The organism is Micromonospora parathelypteridis (assembly GCF_014201145.1).
Classification (GTDB): domain Bacteria; phylum Actinomycetota; class Actinomycetes; order Mycobacteriales; family Micromonosporaceae; genus Micromonospora; species Micromonospora parathelypteridis.
In genome coordinates, this window is sequence record NZ_JACHDP010000001.1 from 5032210 (window position 1) to 5053616 (window position 21407).

General features: G+C 69.7%; 23 protein-coding genes, 1 tRNA gene and 1 pseudogene. 13 read left to right on the top strand and 12 right to left on the bottom strand.

The genetic code is table 11. The features are described 5' to 3' along the window. The first annotated feature begins 48 nt into the window (after positions 1-48). Positions 49-1428: an ATP-binding protein gene (locus HNR20_RS22725; RefSeq protein ID WP_184188816.1), complete on the top strand. Its 1380-nt coding sequence runs from the start codon at positions 49-51 to the stop codon at positions 1426-1428. A 29-nt stretch (positions 1429-1457) separates the two neighbouring features. On the opposite strand, the gene HNR20_RS22730 is transcribed toward HNR20_RS22725, so the two are convergent. Together HNR20_RS22730 and HNR20_RS22735 are read right to left on the bottom strand one after the other, a co-directional pair. After that, positions 1458-3188 carry a tetratricopeptide repeat protein gene (locus HNR20_RS22730; protein WP_184183257.1) on the bottom strand — a complete coding sequence of 577 codons (1731 nt, stop codon included), beginning with the start codon at positions 3186-3188 and terminating at the stop codon, positions 1458-1460. 57 nt (positions 3189-3245) lie between these two features. Continuing rightward, positions 3246-3707, bottom strand: coding sequence for a MarR family winged helix-turn-helix transcriptional regulator (locus HNR20_RS22735; RefSeq protein ID WP_184188819.1), 462 nt, complete (start codon positions 3705-3707; stop codon positions 3246-3248). A 49-nt stretch (positions 3708-3756) separates the two neighbouring features. Here HNR20_RS22735 and HNR20_RS22740 point away from each other — a divergent pair, with 49 nt between their 5' ends. Beyond that, on the top strand, positions 3757-4278 hold the full coding sequence (locus tag HNR20_RS22740) for a VOC family protein (RefSeq protein WP_184183260.1): 522 nt from the start codon (positions 3757-3759) through the stop codon (positions 4276-4278). 24 nt (positions 4279-4302) lie between these two features. Further along, positions 4303-5187 carry a hypothetical protein gene (locus tag HNR20_RS22745; protein ID WP_184183263.1) on the top strand — a complete coding sequence of 295 codons (885 nt, stop codon included), beginning with the start codon at positions 4303-4305 and terminating at the stop codon, positions 5185-5187. Between the two features lie 70 nt (positions 5188-5257). On the opposite strand, the gene HNR20_RS22750 is transcribed toward HNR20_RS22745, so the two are convergent. The 3 genes from HNR20_RS22750 to HNR20_RS22760 form a co-directional block, all read right to left on the bottom strand. Beyond that, positions 5258-5437, bottom strand: a complete 180-nt coding sequence (locus HNR20_RS22750; protein WP_030333600.1) for a DUF4236 domain-containing protein — start codon at positions 5435-5437, stop codon at positions 5258-5260. A 144-nt stretch (positions 5438-5581) separates the two neighbouring features. Then, positions 5582-6037, bottom strand: coding sequence for an RrF2 family transcriptional regulator (locus tag HNR20_RS22755; RefSeq protein ID WP_184183265.1), 456 nt, complete (start codon positions 6035-6037; stop codon positions 5582-5584). Between the two features lie 7 nt (positions 6038-6044). After that, positions 6045-7037, bottom strand: coding sequence for a helix-turn-helix domain-containing protein (locus HNR20_RS22760; RefSeq protein WP_184183268.1), 993 nt, complete (start codon positions 7035-7037; stop codon positions 6045-6047). A gap of 202 nt (positions 7038-7239) precedes the next feature. Here HNR20_RS22760 and HNR20_RS22765 point away from each other — a divergent pair, with 202 nt between their 5' ends. Then, positions 7240-8016, top strand: a complete 777-nt coding sequence (locus tag HNR20_RS22765; RefSeq protein ID WP_184183270.1) for a glucose 1-dehydrogenase — start codon at positions 7240-7242, stop codon at positions 8014-8016. A 117-nt stretch (positions 8017-8133) separates the two neighbouring features. On the opposite strand, the gene HNR20_RS22770 is transcribed toward HNR20_RS22765, so the two are convergent. Continuing rightward, positions 8134-8565, bottom strand: coding sequence for an SsgA family sporulation/cell division regulator (locus tag HNR20_RS22770; protein ID WP_007457244.1), 432 nt, complete (start codon positions 8563-8565; stop codon positions 8134-8136). Positions 8566-8838: 273 nt separating this feature from the next. On the opposite strand from HNR20_RS22770, the gene HNR20_RS22775 reads away from it, so the two are divergent. The 3 genes from HNR20_RS22775 to HNR20_RS22785 all read left to right on the top strand — a co-directional run bounded on the left by HNR20_RS22775 (position 8839) and on the right by HNR20_RS22785 (position 10288). Next, positions 8839-9417: a TIGR02611 family protein gene (locus HNR20_RS22775; protein ID WP_184183272.1), complete on the top strand. Its 579-nt coding sequence runs from the start codon at positions 8839-8841 to the stop codon at positions 9415-9417. 50 nt (positions 9418-9467) lie between these two features. Next, positions 9468-9539, top strand: a tRNA-Val gene (locus tag HNR20_RS22780). A gap of 137 nt (positions 9540-9676) precedes the next feature. Then, positions 9677-10288 carry a hypothetical protein gene (locus tag HNR20_RS22785; RefSeq protein ID WP_184183274.1) on the top strand — a complete coding sequence of 204 codons (612 nt, stop codon included), beginning with the start codon at positions 9677-9679 and terminating at the stop codon, positions 10286-10288. 35 nt (positions 10289-10323) lie between these two features. Here HNR20_RS22785 and HNR20_RS22790 read toward each other — a convergent pair. Further along, positions 10324-10551 (bottom strand): annotated as a pseudogene (locus HNR20_RS22790) (tyrosine-type recombinase/integrase); the annotation flags it as partial. A 210-nt stretch (positions 10552-10761) separates the two neighbouring features. Between HNR20_RS22790 and HNR20_RS22795 the strand changes: the two are divergent. Both HNR20_RS22795 and HNR20_RS22800 read left to right on the top strand, forming a co-directional pair. Beyond that, positions 10762-11190, top strand: coding sequence for a hypothetical protein (locus HNR20_RS22795; RefSeq protein WP_184183276.1), 429 nt, complete (start codon positions 10762-10764; stop codon positions 11188-11190). 260 nt (positions 11191-11450) lie between these two features. Beyond that, positions 11451-11870 (top strand): hypothetical protein, encoded by a 420-nt coding sequence (locus HNR20_RS22800; RefSeq protein WP_184183278.1) that lies wholly within the window; start codon positions 11451-11453, stop codon positions 11868-11870. Between the two features lie 701 nt (positions 11871-12571). On the opposite strand, the gene HNR20_RS22805 is transcribed toward HNR20_RS22800, so the two are convergent. Both HNR20_RS22805 and HNR20_RS22810 read right to left on the bottom strand, forming a co-directional pair. Continuing rightward, positions 12572-12985 (bottom strand): hypothetical protein, encoded by a 414-nt coding sequence (locus tag HNR20_RS22805; RefSeq protein ID WP_184183280.1) that lies wholly within the window; start codon positions 12983-12985, stop codon positions 12572-12574. A 438-nt stretch (positions 12986-13423) separates the two neighbouring features. After that, entirely contained in the window at positions 13424-14467 is a 1044-nt protein-coding gene (locus tag HNR20_RS22810) for a saccharopine dehydrogenase family protein (protein ID WP_184183283.1), read from the bottom strand. 103 nt (positions 14468-14570) lie between these two features. Here HNR20_RS22810 and HNR20_RS22815 point away from each other — a divergent pair, with 103 nt between their 5' ends. The 3 genes from HNR20_RS22815 to HNR20_RS31925 all read left to right on the top strand — a co-directional run bounded on the left by HNR20_RS22815 (position 14571) and on the right by HNR20_RS31925 (position 16742). Next, a complete protein-coding gene (locus HNR20_RS22815; protein WP_184183286.1) occupies positions 14571-15518 on the top strand; it encodes a helix-turn-helix domain-containing protein in 948 nt (315 codons plus the stop codon). A 165-nt stretch (positions 15519-15683) separates the two neighbouring features. After that, entirely contained in the window at positions 15684-16169 is a 486-nt protein-coding gene (locus HNR20_RS22820) for a hypothetical protein (RefSeq protein ID WP_184189395.1), read from the top strand. A 219-nt stretch (positions 16170-16388) separates the two neighbouring features. Next, complete coding sequence (locus HNR20_RS31925) at positions 16389-16742, top strand: alpha/beta hydrolase (protein WP_221309884.1); 354 nt, start codon at positions 16389-16391, stop codon at positions 16740-16742. Positions 16743-16833: 91 nt separating this feature from the next. Here the strand turns inward: HNR20_RS31925 and HNR20_RS22830 are convergent, their stop codons facing one another. Then, complete coding sequence (locus tag HNR20_RS22830) at positions 16834-17442, bottom strand: DJ-1/PfpI family protein (protein ID WP_184183289.1); 609 nt, start codon at positions 17440-17442, stop codon at positions 16834-16836. Between the two features lie 164 nt (positions 17443-17606). Here HNR20_RS22830 and HNR20_RS22835 point away from each other — a divergent pair, with 164 nt between their 5' ends. Beyond that, positions 17607-19439 (top strand): glycoside hydrolase family 15 protein, encoded by a 1833-nt coding sequence (locus HNR20_RS22835; RefSeq protein WP_184188824.1) that lies wholly within the window; start codon positions 17607-17609, stop codon positions 19437-19439. Between the two features lie 295 nt (positions 19440-19734). Here the strand turns inward: HNR20_RS22835 and HNR20_RS22840 are convergent, their stop codons facing one another. Both HNR20_RS22840 and HNR20_RS22845 read right to left on the bottom strand, forming a co-directional pair. Next, positions 19735-20532 (bottom strand): SDR family NAD(P)-dependent oxidoreductase, encoded by a 798-nt coding sequence (locus tag HNR20_RS22840; protein ID WP_184183292.1) that lies wholly within the window; start codon positions 20530-20532, stop codon positions 19735-19737. Positions 20533-20716: 184 nt separating this feature from the next. Continuing rightward, positions 20717-21322 carry a TetR family transcriptional regulator gene (locus tag HNR20_RS22845; RefSeq protein ID WP_184183295.1) on the bottom strand — a complete coding sequence of 202 codons (606 nt, stop codon included), beginning with the start codon at positions 21320-21322 and terminating at the stop codon, positions 20717-20719. Positions 21323-21407 lie beyond the last annotated feature (85 nt).

Consider the following 21407-nt stretch of genomic DNA (forward strand, 5'->3'; position numbering starts at 1 on the left):
CCGGCGTGGCAACGCTGGATGCCGGTGCTGGGGCTGCGAGGGCGGCTCATGGCGATCGGGGTCTTCGGCATGGCCGTCGGGCTGGCCCTGGGTGGGGTGGTGCTGCTCGCCGCGCTCGGCTTCGTGCTCCAGCGGACGGTCGACACCGAGGCGTTCCGGACCGCCGACGCGGTCGCCCTGCTCGCCGCCGAGGACGCGTTGCCCGACCCGCTGCCGGTGGCCGGCGGGCAGGTCCGCGTCCAGGTCGTCGACGCGCAGGGGCGGATCCGGGCCGCCTCGATCGACGCCGACCGGCTGGTGCCGATGGTGCGTCCGGAGCGGCTGGACCGCGACCGTCGGCAGCGGCTGGAGGTGCCGGCGGAGCGGGTCGGGCTCGCCGGCCCGGTCCGGGTGGTCACCGTGCCCGCCGGCACCGCGGCGGACCCGCTCACCGTGCTGGTCGCCCGGTCGATGGCCGACGTGCGGCACAGCACCCACGTGGTCCGGACCATCCTGCTGGTGGCGTTCCCACTGCTGGTGGGCGCGCTGGCCGGGGTGGCGTGGCGGGTGGTGGGCGCGACTCTGCGGCCGGTCGAGGCGTTGCGGCGGGGCGCCGAGGAGATCACCGGGCGGGCCGGCGCCGGTCGGCTGCCGGTGCCCGCATCGGGCGACGAGATCCACCGGTTGGCGGTCACCCTCAACGGCATGTTGGACCGGCTGGAGTCCGGCCGGGTCCGCCAGCGGGCGTTCGTCTCCGACGCCGCACACGAGCTGCGCAGCCCGTTGACCAACATCCGTACCGAGTTGGAGGTGGCTCAGCGCCTCGCCGACCGGACGGACTGGACCGCGGTGACCGCGAACCTGCTCGCCGACACCCACCGGATGACCCGGTTGGTCGACGATCTCCTGCTGCTGGCCCGCCTGGACGAGGCTCCACCGGCCCGGGGGACCGGCCCGGTGGAGCTGGGCGCGCTGCTGGCCGAGGTCGCCGCCCGCTACCCCGCCTCGCCGGTGCGGGTGGCGTTGCCGCCGGGTCCGCTCTGGACGAGCGGCAATGTCGACGAGCTGCGTCGTGTGCTGGCCAACCTGGTCGACAACGCGGTCCGGCACGCGTACGGCAGCGTCGTGCTCGCCGCCGAGGCGGCGTCGGCGGCGCGGCGGACGGTCGGGCCCGGCGCTGGGTCGTACCACCTGGTGACGGTGACCGACGACGGCCCGGGGATCCCGGTGGCGGACCGGGAGCGGGTGTTCGACCGGTTCACCCGGCTGGATGACGGCCGGGCCCGTGACGAGGGCGGCGCCGGCCTGGGGCTGGCCATCGCCCGGGAACTGGTGCGACGTGCCGGCGGCACCATCACCCTGACCGACGCGCAGGAGCAGCACGGGCTACGGGTGTGCCTGCTGCTGCCGGCGACTGCCGCCGAGGAGGGGCCACAGACCGCGCCGTGACGGCGGGTGGTCCACCGCCCCGCCTCTGGTCAGCGGCGGCGGGTGCAGACCTGCTCCGAGCTGGCCACGGTGTCGGTGGACCAGACGACGGCGACGGTGAAGCAGTAGTCGTTGGTGCGGTTGAGCGCGTAGATGATGTAGTTGCTGGTGCCGGCGGGCAGGGTCGCGAAGACGTTGCGCTCCTGGCCGGTGCGGCCACCCGCGATGACCACCGGGCCCTCGCTGCCGGCGGGGTAGGTCCAGTTCAGCGTGATGCTGTCCCGGTTGTCGCGCAGGGTTACCGCGCTGGGCGGACTGCCGGGCGGCGCCGCGGCGGCAGCCGACGTGGGTGCGGCTCCGCCCGGGGCGGGCGCCGTGGTGGCCGGCGGACCGGCGGTGGGGGAGGCGCTCGTTGGCGGCGGGGTCGGCTCGTCGTCGCCGTCGACCCGGGCCACCCCGGCGATCACCGCGGCCGCGCCGAGCAGCACCACGACCACACCGGCCACCACCACCGGCACCAGTCGGTTGCGCTGCGTCGGCGGCGCCCGGTGCACGGGCACCGGCAGCAGCCGGGACGGCGTGTACGGCTCCAGCGGCGCGTACGGGTCGGGCGGCGTGTAGGGATCGGACGTCGCGTACGGGTCCGGCGGCGTGTAGGGAACAGACGTCGCGTGTGCGTCCGGCGTCGGGTACGGGTCGGGCGTCGCGTACGGGTCGGGCGTCGGGTACGGGTCGGGCGTCGCGTACGGGTCCGGCGGCGCGGTGGGTCGGTGGAGCCGGTACACCCCGGGCTGCTCCTCGGTGCCGCCGGCCAGCCCGATCACGGACGGGGGCACCGGGGTGTCGCTGGTGTGGGGCGCGTGCTCCTCGGCCGGCTCGGATGGCCATCTGGTGCCCGTCGACCCGACCGGTTCGTCGGCTGGCGTTCGGGGATTCGGAACCGCCCCGCCGGCCGCTGCCGGTCCGGCCTGTGGTGGCGGAGGCGCCGGCGGGTGGTAGCCGCCGGACTCGCTCGGGCCGTCGCTGCGCGGAGGGATGCGGGCGGCTGGCACCACCGGCGTGTCTTGGGCCGTGGGCGGGTTGTCGGCGCAGACGTGGTCGGGATTGGCGGCCGCGCGGGCCAGGGCCGCGACCTGCGCGGCCAGCGGATCGTCGGCGGGCAGGTGCTGCCGACACAGCTCGCGGGCCAGCGCCAGGTTGTCGTGTGCCTCGGTGAACTGCCCGCAGTCACGCTGCATCGCCCCGAGCCGCGCCAGCATCTTGATGCCGCTGGGGTGCCCGTCGCCATACACCTCGCGGTGCAGCTCCCAGGCATCCTGGAGCCGATCACGGGCCACCGTGCACTGGCCGCGGGCGTACTCGACGGTGGCCAGGTCGGCATGCGCGGCGAGCACCCGCAGCGACTCCGGGCCGTCCTGTGCGGTCAGCTCGATGATGACTTCCTGGTAGAGCCGGGCCGCCCGGGAGTGGCTACCGACCCGGTGCAGCACCGCGGCCAGGGTCGCCGCGGCGGCCACCGTGCGCGGGTCGGAGCGGCCGTGCAGTCGGGTGCTGGCCGCGTACGCGAAGGCGGCCCATCCTCGGGCCGAGTGCGGCTCACCGAGGGCGACCAGCACCCGCGCCTGGAGGCTGGCCGCCTCGGCCAGCTCGGGGGTGGCGTTGGCCGGGCGGGGGTCGGCGTCGGTGAGCGCGTCGGAGAGCAACTGCTGCGCGCCAGCAAGATCGCCGGCTGACACGAGGTGGTGCGCCTGATCAGTCAGTTCACCGAAGCCGGAAGACACGCCCCATCGTGCTCATCCGACGACGGTAAGTACAAGACCCGCGCCGGTGACGATTGGTCAGTATCCGGTCAGGTGCTCGGCCAACGTCTCGCTGATTCGGCGCAGCTGGTCGACCTGGGCCGGGCTCAACGCGTCGAACAGGTGTCGGCGTACCCCCTCGACGTGGCCGGGTGCGGCGGCCGCGAGGGTGGCGAATCCCTCGTCGGTGAGCAGCGCGACCTGCCCGCGCCGGTCGGTCGGGCACTCCTCGCGACGCACCCAGCCGGCCGCTTCGAGCCGGGCCACCGCGTGTGAGAGTCGGCTTCGGGACGACCCGGCGGCCTCGGCGAGGTCGCTCATCCGCAGGCGGCGGCCGGGGGATTCGGAGAGCACGACCAGGAGCTCGTAGTACGCGTGCGGCATGCCCGCGTCGCGTTGCAGCTCGCGGTCGAGCGTGTCCATCAGCGCCCGGGAGGCGGCGAGGTACGCGCGCCAGGTGCGCTGCTCGTCGGGGTCGAGCCAGCGGGTCATGACCGCCATCATACCCGCAATAGTTGAACGCTCAACTAAAGCGCGCTAGCCTCGGGTCATGGGTATCCACCGGCTCAACCACGCGGTCCTCTACGTCAGTGACCTCGCCCGCAGTGTCGCCTTCTACCGTGACGTGCTGGGCTTCCGCCCGGTGGCGATGACCCCGGACGGCTTCCGGGGCGCCACCTTCCTCCAGGCCCCCGACTCCACCAACGACCACGACCTCGGCCTGTTCGAGATCGGCGCCGGCGCCGGGCGGTCGACCGCCGGTCGGGCCACCGTCGGCCTGTACCACCTCGCCTGGGAGGTCGACACCCTCGACGAGTTGGCTGCCACCGCCGAGCGGCTCACCGCCGCCGGAGCGCTTGTCGGCACCTCCGACCACGGCACCACGAAGAGCCTCTACGGGCAGGACCCGGACGGTCTGGAGTTCGAGGTGGTCTGGCTGATCCCAGCCGACCTGCTCGACGACGCCGCGCTCGCCGCCCGCAAGCAGATCGGTCGGCTCGACCTGGACGCCGAGCGGCGGCGCTACGGCGGGCAGACCCGGGGCGGGGTGGGGATCTCCGTCCCGGCCTGAGCGGTCGTACGGTAGAACGGACCGATGCCGACCCACCGGACCACCGATTTCCTCCGTGAGCTGCTGGTCCGCCAGTTGACGACCTGGCTGCCCACGGCCCTGCACCGCTCCCGGCGGGCCACCGTCGCCCTGGCCGGTGCCGACGCGGACGCCGCGGTGGCCGCGCTACGGGTGGTCGCCGCGCACGCCGACCAGTTGCGTGGCCGGCAGGTGACGGTGCTGGTGCTTGCCGACAGCGCCGCCGACCTGCCGGCCCGACTCGGCCCGATCGAGGCGGAGCTGCCCGCCGAGGTCACCGTGCATCTGCTGCCCGGTGACCCCTACCGGCTTCCGGTCGCGGTGAAGGCCGCCGGGGCGGCCGGCGCCCCGCTGTTCTCCTTCGTGGACCTGCCGGGCGCGGTCACGCCGAAGCTGCTCACCGCCGCGACCAACGGCCGCACCGGAGAGCTGTTGCTGCACACCGGCGACAGCGCCCGCGCCGCGCTCGCCTCCGCCGGCTTCCCCCTGGTCGCCGAGGTGGCGCCGGTGCTGCCGGGCGGCGAGGCCGCCGGTGTGATCGCGTTCGGCAGCCGCTCCGACCGGAGTCTGGAGGCGGTCCGCGACGCGCTCTGGGCGGTCGGCGCGGACCTCGGCGTGCACTACCGCGACCCGGCCGACCCGATGGGCGCGACGGTCGACGTGGCCGGCGATCCCGACCTCGAACCCCTGGGCCGCGAGTTGCTGGCCGAGCTGCGAGAGGGCGGGCCACGGCCGGTCACCGAGCTGCGTCGGCACACTCTCACCGCGACCGTCTATCGTGCCGCCGACGCCAACCGGGCGCTCGCCGACCTGCTCGAAGCGGGTGACGTGCGGCGCGACCGCGAGGCCGGCAGGCTGGCCGGCGACGAGATCATCACGCTGGCCCGCTGAGAGCCGAACCCCCACGAACGCCGAGCGGGGTGCCGGTGAATCACCGGCACCCCGCTCGACTCCCGGGATGTTACGACCGGGACTTGTCCTGCTTCCAGGACAGCGGACCCGGCAGATCGACCCGGTGCGCCCGCGCCTTGGAGTTCCAGGACCAACGCCCGATCTTGATGCTCCACGAGGAGAAGCCGTTCTCCGTGAAGTTCAGGATGATCGGACCGTACTTCTTGCGCTTACGAAACATGAGGCCCATCGGAGGACTCCCCTCGTCACCAGTTCCCTGCAGTGTCGAGATCGAACATGCCCGCACCGACGAATTCTGAAACCCCCTCACCGTCCCGCGTGGACGGTGGTCGGGCAGGCCCCACTCAACGGAGGGTCGGGACGGCTCCCACGGTCAGCGCGGCTCCCACGCGTCGGGCAGCGCGGTGAGCTTGCGGACGTGGGCGGGCAGTCGACCGCTGACGATCTCGGCGAGGCTCACCTCGTCGACGACGCGCCGCACTGCCGCGCGCACCGCCACCCAGAGGTCGGGCAGGTTCGCCGCCGCACCCTCGTAGCGGGTCTCCTCGGGGCGCAGCCCGCGTACCCCGGCCAGCGGGCCCTCGACGGCGCGCAGCACCGCGCCGACGGTCACCTCGCGCGGCGGGCGTGCCAGCGTGTATCCACCCTCGGCGCCGCGCTGGGCGCGCACCACGCCGGCCCGGCGCAGGTCCGCCAGGACCGCCTCCAGGAACTTGCGGGGCATGTCCTGCTCCGCGGCGATGGCCTGGGTGGACAACAGTGAGGGGTACGCGGTGGCGAGGCTCAGCGCTGCCCGTACCGCGTAGTCGCCGCGCGCGGAGATCTGCACCCCGTCATCATGCCCGGCCGGTGCCGCGTGCCGGTCCGGCGGGCGACCCGGGCCGCCCGGAGTGACCGCCGTTCGCCGGTTCGCCGAGGGCGCCGGGACGGAACCTGCCGCCGTTGGCACCCGTCGGCTCGGCCGGCGGTCGGGGTCGGACCACCCGGCCGGCCGCCGGTTGAAGCCGTGCGGCCCGGAACGCGCCAGGGCTGACCCCGACCTCGCGGGTGAAGAAGCGGCCGAAGTTCGTGGGTTCGGTGAAGCCGAGCTGCCGGCCGATCTCTGCGATCGGCTGGTCGGTCGCGGCGAGCAGCCGGCCGGCCTGCAGGGCGACCCGCTCGTCGATGATCTGCTTGGCGCTGCGACCGGTCACGGCCAGGCAGGCCCTGGTCAGGGTCCGCACCGAGCAGCGGAGCCCGAGCGCGTAATCCTCCACCCGCCGGGTTCGCGGGTAGCCGTGCTCCACCTCGCGGCAGAACCGGTGGAACGTCTCCTCCTCGGGCCGCGGCTCGGACCGGTCGGCACTGGCCAGGGCCAGCCGCAGCAGCAGGACGGCCAGTTGATGGCGAAGCAGCGCGCGGGCGGTACGGCTGTCGGGGTGCCGCTGGCAGTCCACCGCCAACTGGCTCACCTCGGTGATCACCGCGTCCTCGTCCTCGCCGGCCAGTTGCCGCCAGGTCACGGGCGCGTCCGCGTCGATGTCGAAGCCGCGCAGCGCCTCGGGCTCCCAGGAGACCACGGTGGCATCGAACTGCGGGCCGACGCAGCGCAGCACCTGGCCGGGGCGGACCCGCAGCAGCGTGCCGGGCCGGCACGGCAGCAGGTGGAAGTCGAGCTCCGCGTCACCGTGCCCACGCGTGGTGAGGATCAGCAACTCCTGCTCGACGATCACCGGCTGGCGCCAGCCCGGGTCACGGGAAAGGTCGGCCAGCGCGAACGTGGCAATCTCGTCGGTTACGGGTGAAGCCGTTCCGAATGGTGGCGCGGGGGAGGAACCGGTGGAGACCATCGCTAGCGACGTTAGCCCGAACCGCAGGTCACCGCATCCTCATCGACGCGCGAAGCGGAATCCGTGCCTCGCAGCGGCTTGTCGTCATCCCGGCGGCCGGGCTACGTTACCCGGCGGTAGCGCCGTCCGGTCCGTGATCGCCCGGCGCCCCGCCGGCCGCCCAACCGGCCGACGGCCCCCGCCGACTCGCGATGGGATGGGCATGACGCAGCTGTTCTCGGTCGAAGGTAAGACGGTCCTGGTCACCGGCGGGTCGCGGGGGATCGGTCTGATGATCGCCCAGGGCTTCGTCCGGGCCGGCGCACACGTGATCATCTCGTCCCGCAAGGCCGACGTCTGCGAAGCGGTCGCCAAGGAACTCTCCGCCGAGGGCCGCTGCGAGGCCATCCCCGTCGACCTGGGCGACGACGCCGGCGCCGAGGCGCTGGCCGCGGCCGTGCGCGAGCGGGTTGGTCACCTCGACGTGCTGGTCAACAATGCCGGCGCGACCTGGGGCGCACCCCTGGAGTCGTACCCGGAGGCCGCGTTCGACAAGCTCTGGGCGGTCAACGTCAAGGCCGTCTTCCGGCTCACCACCGCGCTGCTGCCGGCGCTGCGCGCCGCCGCCAGCGCCGACGACCCGGCCCGCGTGATCAACATTGGGTCGATCGACGGCATCCGGGTGCCGTTCATGGAGGTGTACGCGTACTCGGCCACCAAGGCGGCCGTCCATATGCTCACCCGCAGCCTGGCCCATCAACTGGCCGGCGAGCAGATCACCGTCAACGCGATCGCGCCCGGCCCGTTCGAGAGCAAGATGATGGCGTTCGCCCTGAACGACCCCGAGAGCCGGGCCGCCATCGAGCAGCAGGTGCCGCTCGGCCGCATCGGACGCCCGGAGGACATGGCCGGCACGGCCATCTACCTCTCGTCGCGCGCCGGCGCGTACCTCACCGGCGCGATCATCCCCGTCGACGGCGGCATCACCACGCACGGCTGAGCACCGGCCGACCCGGGGCGGGCCTGCCCGCGTACACCCCCGGGTGTGCCGGGGCCGCGCGGACTCGGCAGATCCGCGCGGCCCCGAAATGGCCGGTGTTGCCCGTTCGGGCGGTGGTCAGCGACCGGCGAGCAGCCGGTTCACCGCCGTGTCGACGTCCAGGTGCTCGGCCTCACGACCGCGCGGGACGACGACGTAGGTCCGTCGAAGGAAACGCACCAGAACGCTGCGCGGCACCTCGAAGAGGGCGTTGCCGTCCGGTGACGAGAGGGCCAGCGCGACGAAGTCGCCGCGCGGGGTGGCCCAGGGCCAGACCCGCACATCACCGATGCCGGCTGGCTCGTCCAGGCCGGTGACCAGCAGTTCGCGGGCGAAGGACCAGCTCACCGCCTCGCCACCGGCAGATTCGGCATGGAACAGGACATGGACCGCATACGGGTCAGCAGGGTCGTAGCGCAGACTGGCACGCACCGGCAAGGCGGTGGCGTCAGGTGCGACGAGCCTTAGCGACGTCTCGACCTCTACGGTCGTCGGTCGGATGACACTCATGGACGTTCTCCCCCCGGCACCGCTGCGGAACGCGCGTGTCCCGCTTTTCCCATACTCAGGTGCTACTCCTGGCTACGCTCCGCCATACGCTGACTTCACCCAGTGGTGGGAAGGGGGACGGAAAGGCCGCGTGAATGCGAGGATTCATGTAGGATTTCCGGTTCTGCCCAGTGCGTGATCCCGCCCGGCATCGGGTGGTTCAGTCGTCGACTTACTCCGGTAACGTCCAGTCGGCCGTTGCAGTGACGGGCCCGAGCGACACTGGGGGGTGAAATGGTGACGAAGGGATCCTCAGTGGATCCGCTTGCGACGTCCGGCCCGCCGAAGGTCGCGGTCCGAGCAACCAAAAAGCGGGGGTACGCAGTGCCGATGGAGCAGCCCGGACGCGCCGGTCGGCCGGCGCCCGACGCCGATCGCCCCGGTGGCGTCCTTGTGGACGGGGAGCCGCCACGTCGTCCTCGCTGGCGGGAGCGGATCTCGGTGACCCTCGACCTCATCCGCGCCAACCCCACCGGCCGGATCGCCCTCAAGATCTTCATTGCGATCGCCGGGGCAATCGTGGTGACCGTCGGCATCGCCCTCATCCCGCTGCCCGGGCCAGGCTGGCTGCTGGTCATCGCCGGGCTCGGCATCTGGGCCGTCGAATACCACTGGGCCCGCCGGCTGCTTGGCTTCACCCGCCGACACGTCCACGGCTGGACACAATGGGTGACGCGGCAGTCACTCGCAGTGCGAATCGTGCTCGGCGCCGTCGGCCTGGTCTTCGTGGCCACCGTGGTCTGGCTGTCCCTCAAATACAGCCTCGGCATCGACGTGGTGGCCAAGGTGATGCACTACCTCGCGACGCACTGACCCCGGATTTCCGGTCCGGTTCCACGATCGGGTAGAGTCAGTGGCGCTGAGGGCGATTAGCTCAGTGGGAGAGCGCTTCGTTCACACCGAAGAGGTCGCTGGTTCGATACCAGCATCGCCCACTCTCAGTTTCCGCAGTTCAGAGGCCGCTTCCCGAGTTCGGGAGGTGGCCTTTCTGCTGTCGTACAGCAGCTTTGTACAGCAGCGTTCAGCGGAAGGGTGACGACAAGGCGATGGGATGTCCGGCTGTGCTGTTACCTTGCCGGCGGTGAATGATCAGCTGACGTGGATCGACCGGATCATCGACGTGACCGGATGGCGCAAGGTGCCTGAGGACGGTGTCGGCTGGGAGCACGTGGAAGCCCAACTGGGCGTTCCGCTGCCGACGGACTTCAAGGAACTGTGCCGCCGGTTCGTTCCGGGGCGGTTCTACGCCTACCTGGACCTCCTCCGGCCGACCGACGATCATGCACAACCGCTGTTTCGGGCGTGGGCCTATTCTCGGCAGTGGCCAAGTGAGCCTGACTTCGCGCGGTTGTGGGCCCCCTACGAGATGTACGAGCCCGACAAGGGGACTGGGCTGATCCAATGGGGCAGTGATCAGACCGAAGGGGAGTACTACTGGCTGGCGGACCGCTCTATGGAGCCCGACCGGTGGCCTGTGGTCGCGCGGTGGGACGGCATCGAGCCGTGGCACCAACTCGACATGTCGACGGCCGAGTTCGTCTACCGGGTGATCGCGGATCCGGAGTTCAAGCCGTTTACGGTGGCCGACCCGCCGCGGCGACCGTTCTACCTGCCGCACTGGGGGCCGTTCCCGATGAGCGCTGAGGACTGGGATGCTCTCACCGACCCGAACCGCAAAGGCTGAGCTACCCTTCCGGGGCTGCCCTTCAGGGACGAGAGTCAGCGGCCGAGGGAGTCGCCAAGACGTTTGAGTGCTTCCCGCGTCGCCTTCGACGAGACCTGCGTGTAGATCTCCATCGTGATGGAGAACCGGGCGTGCCGGAGAACCTGCATGGCGACTCTCGGATGGACGTCCAGGTCGGCCAGGAGCGTGGCGCAGGTGCGGCGGGCGTCGTGGACGGTGATCGGCTTGACGGTGGTCTTCTCGCACCTCGCCTGCCACGACCGCTAGAGCACGTTGGCTTACGGGCCTGAGTGACGATCACGGCGCACACGGCTGGACGTAGGCGGACGATGAAGGACGCGAGCCCACGACGTGTGTCGGGGCTGGTTGACAGGTCCTCATCGTTGCCTGGGGGTCAAGGGGTCGTGGCGCTGGCTGGCCCTCGGACGCGCGGTCGTCCGGATGGCAGCCCTGACTGTCCTTAGGATCGGACCATGCCCGTGCCGATAGATGAGCTGATCGCTTACAGCGAGGGACGCTTAGACGACAGGGACGTCAGCCGTTTCCTGCGGGCCTACGAGCGCGATTGCGGCAGGCTGAGCTGGGTGGGCGAGAGGGCGGAAGCGTTCGACGAGGTCGACCGGGATGGCGCGCGCCAGATCGGGCTTACACACGCTTTTCTAGCGCCGGGGCCATGGGCGACGCCTGCGGTGGAACGGCGGTTCTTTGCCGAGGTCCGGTGGCTGGTGGCGTGGCTGGAGGAGATCTCAGGCGAGCTTGGATTGGTGTTTGCGCTTCGCTACAACGACCGTGATCTCGGTTGGATACGCCGGGGCGTCACCGACGACGCGATCAGCGAAGGGCTGATCGCCGTTTGGGAGCGCGACTTGGAGCGCTTGGAACGCGACTCGCCGAGGCGCTGAGTAAGGCCGTCGACTCGTGCGGTCAGGGCTGGTCCGAGGATCGCGAGCAGCCGCCCCACCCCGTGGGATCGCTGTCGACAGCAACGGTGACAGCAACGAAGCGGGACGGGGACAGCCGCCGACTGCCGGGCGCGGACAGTGGCCCGAGGTCGCGGATGCGACCGGACCCCGCCAGACGAAGCGCTCAGAACTTGTATGCGAGATGTCGCCAGCGGCGGCGATGATCGACGTAGAGCCACGTGGTGCGGCAGGATGGGTCGGTGAACGACGCGCAGGACGCCGACGAGGCTGTGAACCAAGGGTGGTTCTCGGTGCGGTGCGTTTTCCAATATGGCAGCGATGCGCCGTTCGTGTATGAGGAGCGCATTACCGTGTGGCGGGCCGTGAGCTTCGACGCGGCCGTCGCCCTGGCCGAGGCTGAAGCCGCCGAGTACGCGAACGAGGTTGACCGCAGCTACCTCGGCTTCGCGCAGGCATACCGCATGTTTGATGAGCTTGGCCACGGTGCCGAGGTCTACTCGCTAATGAGAGACAGTGAGCTTCCTCCGTACGCGTACCTGGCGGCGTTCTTCGACACCGGTGAGGAGCGGCAGGGGACCTTGGGTGAGCCAGCAGCCGATCAGCAGGTACAGCGGAGAAGCACGGCAAGCAACCACGAGGAACAAGGAACTACCAGTTGAGTTCCGTATTGGGCCGGATCGAACCGCCTTGCCGGCAATCCGTAGATCCAGGGCCCAGCAGACAAGATCCGGAACATGCACGGAATGATCAAGGGACGTGCCGGGCAGCCATCGGGCGTAGGTCCAGGTAGGACGATAATTGCCCCAGCAGGCGCTACACCCTTCCTAAACCGTGTGCTTGAAGGCCGACGGCAGCTCGCAGCGCAGGTTGTGATGGCCTGCTCTACTGACGGGATGCGTGCCCGCCTACTTTTCTGCGTTGCGTTGCTGGCTGCGGGCGTGATGACGGCAGGGACCGGACTCTTGGTCGCCTTGGGATACGTCGAGCAGCCCGGGCCCTTCAACGAGGCGATACTGGGAGCGCTCGGCGGGGCCATGGCCTCGGCTGGTTTCCACCGTTGGCGGAAGTACCGCTCCTCGGGCTTGGGGGCGCACACGGGGCACAAGACAGCGTGAAACGTCGGCAGCCAGTCAGCAGTGACGTGAGCCCAAGACGCGGCGGGACCAGCACGCCGAGCAGGCCGGCGCAGGTCGCGGGGAGGGGCCATCTAAGTTCCGCTTCAACGTCTCAAACCGGCCTGTCCCCACAGGCCAGGCGGTTGAGTCATTGGCAAGCGGCGCATGCAGCAGGCCCGAGTTTCGACTGGCGCATTCCGGAGCGATGTCGGCTGCAATCGTGGGGTCGGTCGTCGAGGACCGCGTCAGGAGGGTGAGGCGGTCGGAGTCGACGCCGGGTCGTAGTTGGCGTCGGATCGGAATAAGACGACGCCGCTCGCCGAGTCCAGCAAGTATGAGACTGACACGGACGAGCCTTCCTCGCCGTCGCTCCAATCGAGGCCGGTCCCGCCGCGCCACTCCGGTTCGGCGGGCAGCCAGGACGACAGCCGCGGGTGTGGCGCGACATCATCGGGGATGTCCACGTCCAAGGCTGTCGTCAATTCAGTCAGCCTGGCAACGTCTGCCGGCGCAACCCGGACCGCGCCCTCACGCACCAGGAAGAGGTCGCCAACGTTAAAGTCGCAGCGGCCGTTTTCTGTCCACTCCCACCAGTGGACCTCCAGGACCCGACCCAGCGGCTGCAGCGCCGGCTCGATCGGCGCGGTCTCGGTGTGCACGGATGCGTCGACCGTTACCTCCGGCTCCGGGCAGCTGAATGGCATAGAACAGCCGCCCTGGGACATCGATAGTGCGAACAGGGCAAGAACGCCCACCACACGGTGCCTCACGTCACTACCCGGACGAGCATTGTGGGTAGCCAGGAGTCGATCATCCGACCCATGGTACGGACGTCAGGCGCCAGTTATGGCAACAGATTCGATCGAGGACGCCCGCTGGCGGGAACGTGCGGACAATCGGTTGTTCGGCGGGAGGCAACTAGTACCTCACCGTCCGCGCGTGCAGAACCACTCGCGGACGAGCGCGGACGCGTGGTGCACAGAGTTAACGGTCAACAAGGCCGCCTCGGAAGCACCTCGACTGGGTGCGTGGCACCGATTCCCTGGCGCCCGGGCCTGCACGATCTGCTCCAGGACTGGGCCGGCACGAGTCGCTGGTCAGCTGCGGGCGTCGGCCGGCGCATGCAGCGTGAGGTGCGCGGACAGGGCGTTGAGGAAGTCGGGGGCGTCGAAGACCGCGCCGGCGGAGACGACGCCGGTTGCCCGGGTCCGGCCGGTGAGGAGGCGGTCGACGGCCTCCACCGCGAGCGGCGCGCTGATGGCGTAGATGTCCTGACCGGTGGCGGCCAGGCGGCGTTCCGTGTCGCCGGAGCGGACGGCGACGTCGATGACGAACGTCTGTGCGGAGCGGTTGCGCTCGTCGACGGCGGTCGGTGCCGTGGGGTTGGGGGAGAACAGGTCCGAGGCCGCCTTGGCGGTCATGTAGGTGCGGACCTCCGGCACGTCCAGGTGGCTGGGAACGGTGACGACGTCGGCCATGGTGAACTCACCGATGACGCTCTGCGGGCCGAGTGGGGCCGGGAAGGACCACTCCAGGGTCGGCAGCGCGTCGTCGTGGTACTGCAGCTGTCCGTCGGCGTAGCGGACCCGGCGGCCACCGCGCCGCTGCGACGAGACCGTGCCCGATGCGAGCGTGCCGTCGGTCGGGTGCCAGCTGCTCAGGCCGTAGGCGACGTGCACCTCGTCTGCAGCCGTCCAGTCGCCCATCGCGGTAGTGACCAGCAGGTCGCCGAGGCCGCCGAAAAAGGCCATCGCCGGGACCACCACGGTGCCTGCGGCGCGGGCGCGTTCCGCGAAGTGCGCGAACGTATCGACGTTCGCCTCGATCTCGGCCGCCACGTCGACGTACGGGATGCCGGCGCGCAGTGCCGCCTCGACCACCGGGCCGGCGGTGAAAGCGAACGGCCCGGCGGTGTTAATCACCGCGTCCACACCGTCCAGTGCGCGGTCGAGCGAGGCCGGATCGTCGACCGACGCCTGCCGGGCCTCAAGGTTCGGGTAGTCCCGCACCAGCGCCTGCAGCTTGTCCTGGTCGCGACCGAGCAGCAGCGGGACGTATCCGCGCTCCTGCAGTTCGGCGACCACGAACCGCCCGGTGTGCCCGTACGCGCCGTAGACCGCGACGTTTCCAACCGTTGCCATGTCCTGCTCCTCCGTGCTTGAAGTGATCCGCTGCTAGAGATCTTGGCCGTGTCGGCGGGCCCCTGCCAGTGTCCGGAACGACATGACCCGTACAATTCCCGACATGGCTGCTCTCTCGCGCTCCGTCGCTCTCGCCGTCACCGACCGGATGCTGCAATTCGAGCTGGCCCTGGCCTACGAGGTCTTCGGCTCAGCCCCGGACGCCGTGCGGAGCCCCTGGTACGACGTGAGCGTGTGCGGCACGCGGCCCGTGCGGGTCGGCAGGTTCCTGCTGGAGCCGGACTGCGGGCTCGACCGGCTGGCCCGCGCCGGCACTGTGATCGTCCCCGCCCTGGCGGACGTCGACGAGGACCCGCCGACCGAACTCGTCGAGGCGGTGCGCGCGGCCCACGAGGCGGGCGCGCGGGTCGTCTCCCTGTGCACGGGCGTGTTCGTGCTCGCCGCCGCGGGTCTGCTGGACGGGCTGCGGGCGACCACGCACTGGGCCCACACCGAGCAACTGGCCGCGCGCTACCCCCGGGTGACGGTCGACCCGGACGTGCTCTACGTCGACAACGGCAGCGTGCTCACCTCTGCGGGCAAGGCCGCGGCGATGGACCTGTGCCTGCATCTGGTCCGCCGCGACCACGGCTCGGCGATCGCCAACGTGGTCGCCCGCCGTCTGGTCGTGCCGCCCCACCGGGCCGGTGGTCAGGCCCAGTTCGTCACCACACCGGTACCCGCCCAGGACGGCCATCCCCTGTCCGAGCTGCTCCCGTGGGTGATGCGGCGGCTGGACCAGCCGCTCACCGTGGAGGACCTGGCCCGTCAGGCGAACATGAGCTCCCGCCACCTGGCCCGGCACTTCCACTCGGTAACCGGCACCACCCCGCTGCAGTGGCTGCTGACGCAGCGGATCCGCCGTGCGCAGGAACTGCTGGAGACCACGGACGACACCGTCGACACCATCGCCTCGACCGCGGGCATGGGCACGGCGACGACACTGCGCCGCCACTTCCACCGCACGGTCGGGGTGCCTCCGGACGCCTACCGCCGCACGTTCCAAGCGTGAGGCTGCCCTTCTCGCCCTGACGGCACTCGGCCGTCAATAGCCGACGGGCCACCAGCCTTGCTGGCCGACTCGGGCTCGGCCGCACAGAGCAGCACTGGGGGCCAAGGAGTCGGCCTCGCACTGGGCACAATGGGCTCACTTACCAACGCGGATCGACGACCGGCGGTGGGCGCTATCACCGCCTTGGTGATCGCCCCGACGAACCCCGGCGGCTGGATCTTGCTTGCATCGCTCGGCGGCTTGCTTCGGGATGGCGCTTCTATCACCTCTGTGATTTTGACTGCCCGTAGAGAATGCGTGAAAAAAGCAGCGGCCCCCTTGTCGGCGTTCACACTGCGCTACCAGACTTCTACCGTCACTGTTCAAGGAGGCGAAATGCCACGGGCAGGTATGGGCGTTGTGGTGCTCATGGCGTTGCTGATCGGAGGCTTGTTCATGATCGGCGGGTCCCTGATGGTCATTCCGGGACGCGTCACCCGCCTGCTCAATGAGGCATTCGTCATCGTCCCTCGGGTTGATGGGCGCTTTGCCCCCGTCAAGCGGGTGATCGCGATGCTCATCGGTGCAGCGCTCGTCGGCTACGGAGCATTTTTCCTCTACGATGTCATCCTCGCAGCCGTGTTCTTCAATGACCCGGTGCGGCGAGGATGACCAGCCGGGGTAGCCAGGCTGCCCCCTATATGCCGGCCTCAATGGCGATAGCCTTACCGATGACCATAAATACGGCGGGTACGATCCAACGCCCGGAGCCGGTCGCCCTGGTCGGACACTCCTACGGTGGCGCGGTGATCACCGCGACGGGTACGTCGCGGCGTTCGCGCCGGATCGGGGCGAGTCGGTCAACACGCTCATCGCGGATCCGCCGCCCCAGTGCCGCCGATCCTGCCGCCTCGGGACGGATTCCTGTTCCTGGACCGGGAGAAGTTCGCCGCCTCGTTCGCCGGTGATCTCCCCGCCGAGCAGGCGGCCTTCATGGCCGACTCGCAGGTCCCGTGGGGTCTGGAGGCGCTGAGCGGTGAGATCACCGAGCCGGCCTGGCGCACCAAGCCCAGCTGGTATCTGGTCGCCACCGATGACCGCATGATCCCTCCGCCGGCCCAGCGGGTGATGTCCGAACGCGCCGGCTCGACAGTGGTCGAGTCTCCGGGCAGTCACGCTGTCTACGTGTCGCAGCCGGGCGCGGTCGCGGCGATCATCCACGAGGCCGCCACCGCGCTGAAGTGACCGGGTACGACGCGTGGGTCGGCCGGCGCGCAGGTGAACGCTGGTCTGGCGGGGCTTACCCACGCGTTCCCGAAATTCACATCGTGGGGCGTCAGCGCAGCGCGACCTCACCCGCCTGGATGGCACGCACCGTGCGCTCGACAGTCTCCTGATTTTCGCCGACCGGAGCCACGTAATCGATGACGCGACGTGCGGCGTCCTCCCCGAGCACTCGACTGATCACCCACGCGGCGAGGTACTGGGAGGCCAGGCAACCGCCAGCGGTGGCGATGTTTCCCTCGGCGTGGAACGGTGCGTCCAGCACGGTGACGTCGCAGGCTTCGACAAAGGGCCGGCTCGTCATGTCGGTGCAGGCCGGTATGCCGGCCAGCAATCCGAGCCGGGCGAGCACCAGCGCGCCGGAGCACTGCGCGCCGATCAGCTGTCGCGCAGGGTCGAGCACCAGCTTGGAGAGCAACCGGTCGTCGGAGACCACGTCTCGCGCCTTCACTCCGCTGCCGATCAGCACGACGTCAGCTTCGGTCACGAACTCCATCGGGCGCTGCCCGGTTACCTCGACGCCGTTCATCGACGTGACCATCGGTGTCGGCGTCGTTATGAAAGCCTCCAAACCGTCCTTGCGGCACCGGCTGATGAGCGCCGAAGCGATGAAGCTGTCGAGTTCGTTGAACCCGTCGAAGGTCACCACGGCTACCTGCATCACACAACTCCCTCACTTGCGGCATCAGATCTGCAATGTCCCTGGCGGGCAGTTGCAGGTCGAGAGCCAATCAGCGTCTGGCGGCATGCCAGACGCGCCCTGTTATAGGCGCTGCGTCCGGTAGAAAGGAGTGTGGCCATAATGGAATATTTCGGGAGGCGTGGGTGGATTCGTACCCTGCGATGGAAGCCCACGGCTTGATCGGTGATCTGCAGACTGCGGCGCTGGTGGCGAAGGACGGGACGCTGGACTGGTTCTGTGCCCCTCGATTCGACTCACCGAGCGTGTTCGGCGGCCTGCTCGATCGGCGCAAGGGTGGGCACTTCCAGGTGGCGCCGGAGGGCGTTGACTACGTCAGTAAGCAGTTGTACCTGCCCGGCACGCCGATCCTGATTACCCGCTTCCTCAGCGCGGACGGCGTGGGTGAACTCGTGGATTTCATGCCCGTCGCCGGGGAAGAGCCTACGGATCGCCACCGCCTCATACGGATGCTGCGAGTTGTCCGAGGTGTCATGCGGTTCCGCGTCGACTGCCAACCCCGCTTCAACTACGGGCGGGATCCGCACGAACTCGACGCCTACCCCGCAGGCCACATCTTCCGCAGCCCTGGTATCTCGCTCGCTCTGAGCCTCATTCGATACCCCGAAACTCTGCCCGCCGAGCAGGCGGTCCAGCGTAGGGGGGATGGCATCTGGACCGTCGCCACGCTCCGCGAGGGTGAGGCCGGAGGCACCGTGCTGGAAACAGGAGTGTCGCCTGACCCGCCACGCTTCTACACGCCGGGCGAGGTGCAGGGGCTGCTAGAGCAGACCCGCGATTATTGGCGGCGATGGCTCGGTCGTTCCTGTTACAGCGGCCGTTGGCGGGAGATGGTCGAGCGGTCGGCGATGACGCTCAAGCTCATGACGTACGCGCCGACCGGCGCGCTCATCGCCGCCCCCACCGCCGGGCTCCCCGAGCAGATCGGCGGCCAGCGCAATTGGGACTACCGCTACACCTGGATCCGTGACGCGTCCATCTCCGTGCACACCCTCCTCAGGCTGGGGTTCACCGACGAAGCGTGGCGGTACATCCACTGGGTCGACGCCCGGGTCCGCGATGCCAGGGACCGGCACACGCCGCTGCAGATCATGTACCGCGTCGACGGGTCACCCGATGTCTCCGAGGAGGTACTCGACCACTTCGAGGGTTACCGCGGATCAGCGCCCGTGCGGATCGGCAATGGTGCCGCGAACCAGCTGCAACTCGACATCTACGGGGAAATACTCAACGGCCTCCACGAGGCCGACTGCCATGGTCTGCGAAGCTCTCACGAGTTGTGGCTGAACACCGTGCGACTTGTGGACTGGGTCTGCGAGCACTGGGACCAGCCCGAAGACGGGATCTGGGAAACCCGCGGCGGCCGCCAGGACTTCACCTACGGGCGGATGATGTCCTGGGTCGCCCTCGACCGAGCTGTCCGCCTCGCGAACCGGCGCGGACGACCGGCCGACACCGCTCGGTGGGTCCGTACCCGCAACCAGATCTACGAGCAGATCATGGCCCGCGGCTTCCATCACGAACGCGGTGCCTTCACGCAGCACTACGCAACCGACGTCCTCGACGCTTCGCTGCTAGCGATGCCCACCGTCGGCCTAATCTCACCAATGGATCCGATGTGGCATTCCACGCTGCGGGCAATGGACGCCGAACTCGTGTCCGACAGCCTGGTCTACCGGTACGACCCGGCCGCCTCGCCTGACGGCCTTCCAGGCCAGGAGAGCACCTTCACCATGTGCAGCTTCTGGTACGTCCGCGCTCTCGCCGAGTCCGGGCGGCTCGAAGACGCCACGCTGACCTTCGAGAAGATGCTGACCTACAGCAGTCCACTTGGCCTCTACTCTGAGGAAATCGCCCCCACCGGTGAGCAGACTGGCAACTTCCCGCAGGCCTTCAGCCACCTTTCCTTGATCGGCACGGCTGTGAGCCTCGACCGACTGCTCGACGCCCGCCCCTGAGGCGTCGTGGAAGCGCTTGGTGAGGTCGGTGGGCAGGCCTGACCCGCTCGGCCACCGACGCCGGCGGGCTGCCAGCGGCGTATGAATGCCGCGTCGATGGCAGCAGGCGGCAGACCGGCGCCTTCCGCTGTACACCGCCGCTCGCGCGACGCTGGCGCACGTGCGGGACCACAGTGCCGGCCGTACGGTCGGGGACCGGCCGGCCGGCACTAGCGGGGCGAAGTGGCGTTCCGTACGTGGCCCTCGTCGGGCGGTAAAGGAGCCCGACCTCGACGAACTTCTCGGCCCGGTTGGGTCAGTTCCGGTAGCGGTCGGCCGGAACCGACCGAGACAGGTTCGGGATCAGGGCCTGGCGGGCGGCGTCGAAGGTGTCCCAGTCGGTGATGTCCGGCAGGGACAGCAGGGTCATGGGCTCGCCCGCGTCCAAGCCAGCGAGGGCGGCGTCGACCGCGTCGTCGGCGGACATGACCCACTCCTCCGGAAGCGCAGTGACCTCGATACCGGAACCGTCCCAGAATTCCGTACGGACCGCGCCGGGGAGGACCGCCTGTACACGGATCTCGGACTCGGCGAGCTCCTGCTGCAGCGCCTGGGTGAACGCGACCACGTAGCTCTTCGTTCCGCTGTAGACAGCGCTCACCGGCAGCACGTTGAGCGCCAGTGCGGACGACAGGTTGATGATCGTGCCAGTGCCGCGCCGGGTGAAGCCCGCGAGCACCGCAGTGGTCAGGCGGGTCAGCGAGGTCACGTTCAGCGTGATCAGGTCTTCCAACTGGGACGGAACGGCCTGGGCGAGTGGACCGAAGACGGTGCCGCCGGCGTTGTTCACCAGCAGCGAGATCGACTCGTCGGTGCGTAGGCGGGTTTCCACCGTCGCGAGTTGGGTGGGGTCGGCGAGGTCGGCGGCCAGTACCTCGACCGTGCGTCCGGTGTTCTCGGTGATCTTCGCCGCGACGGTGTCGAGCCGGCTCTTGTTGCGGGCGACCAGCAGCAGGTCGTAACCGCGGCGGGCGAGCCGGTCGGCGTACACGGCCCCCAGGCCGGCGGAGGCCCCGGTGACCACGGCGATGCCTTGCGCGTTCGTGTGAGACATGGATGCGTTTCCTTTGGGGATGGGAGGCGGCTGCCCAATGGCACCGCGCTACACATTTAGATTATCCCCATCATCTAAACGATGCAAGCGGGGTTGTCGAAGTGATCGAAACGGGACGGGCGTACACGAAACGCCGCCCGCCGGGTACTTCAGCGGGCGGCGGATGGTCAGCGCGAGGGCTTGTTCAGTCCTCCCCGCGGCGGCGGGGTGCCTCAGCCTCATGGGGCGTGGCCGTGTCGGGTAGCGCCTCGTGGGCCGCGGTCAGGATCCGCTCGGACAGGTCGGATCCGGCGGTGGCGCGGGCGAGCGTCAGTGCGCCGACGAGCATCGAGAGGGTGGCAAGGTCCTCGTTGTCGTCAGTGGAAAGCCATCGGGCGAACAGGCCTACGCCGTCGGCATAAGCCGCTCGGGCGGAGCCCCCGATATCCTCGCTCGCGATGTCCGAAGACAGGCCGGTGGTGGGGCAGCCCTGCCCGAGGTCGTCCCGATGTTCCGTCGACAGGTAGTAGTCGATCAGATCCTTGCGGGCCGCGTCGTGGTCGCCCGGACGCTTGGCGTCAAATTCCGTCAGCAGCGCTGCGAGATCGGCGAACGCCTGCACGGTGGCTTCGGTGAGCAGCGCCTCCTTGGAGGTGAACTGCTTGTAGAAGCCGCCGTGCGTGAGGCCGGCCTCGGCCATGAGGTCGGCGACGCTGACTGCCTGGACGCCTCGTTCACGGAACAGCCGTGCCGCGGCGGCGACCACCTGCCTGCGGTTCTCCTGCGCCTGTGCCTGCGATACCCGCCCCATGCTGCACCTCCTCTGGCAGTATAGATGATGCCCCACATCTATTGCGCCCAGTGGGCGGCCGAGGTACTGTACCGTTCGTTCCCAA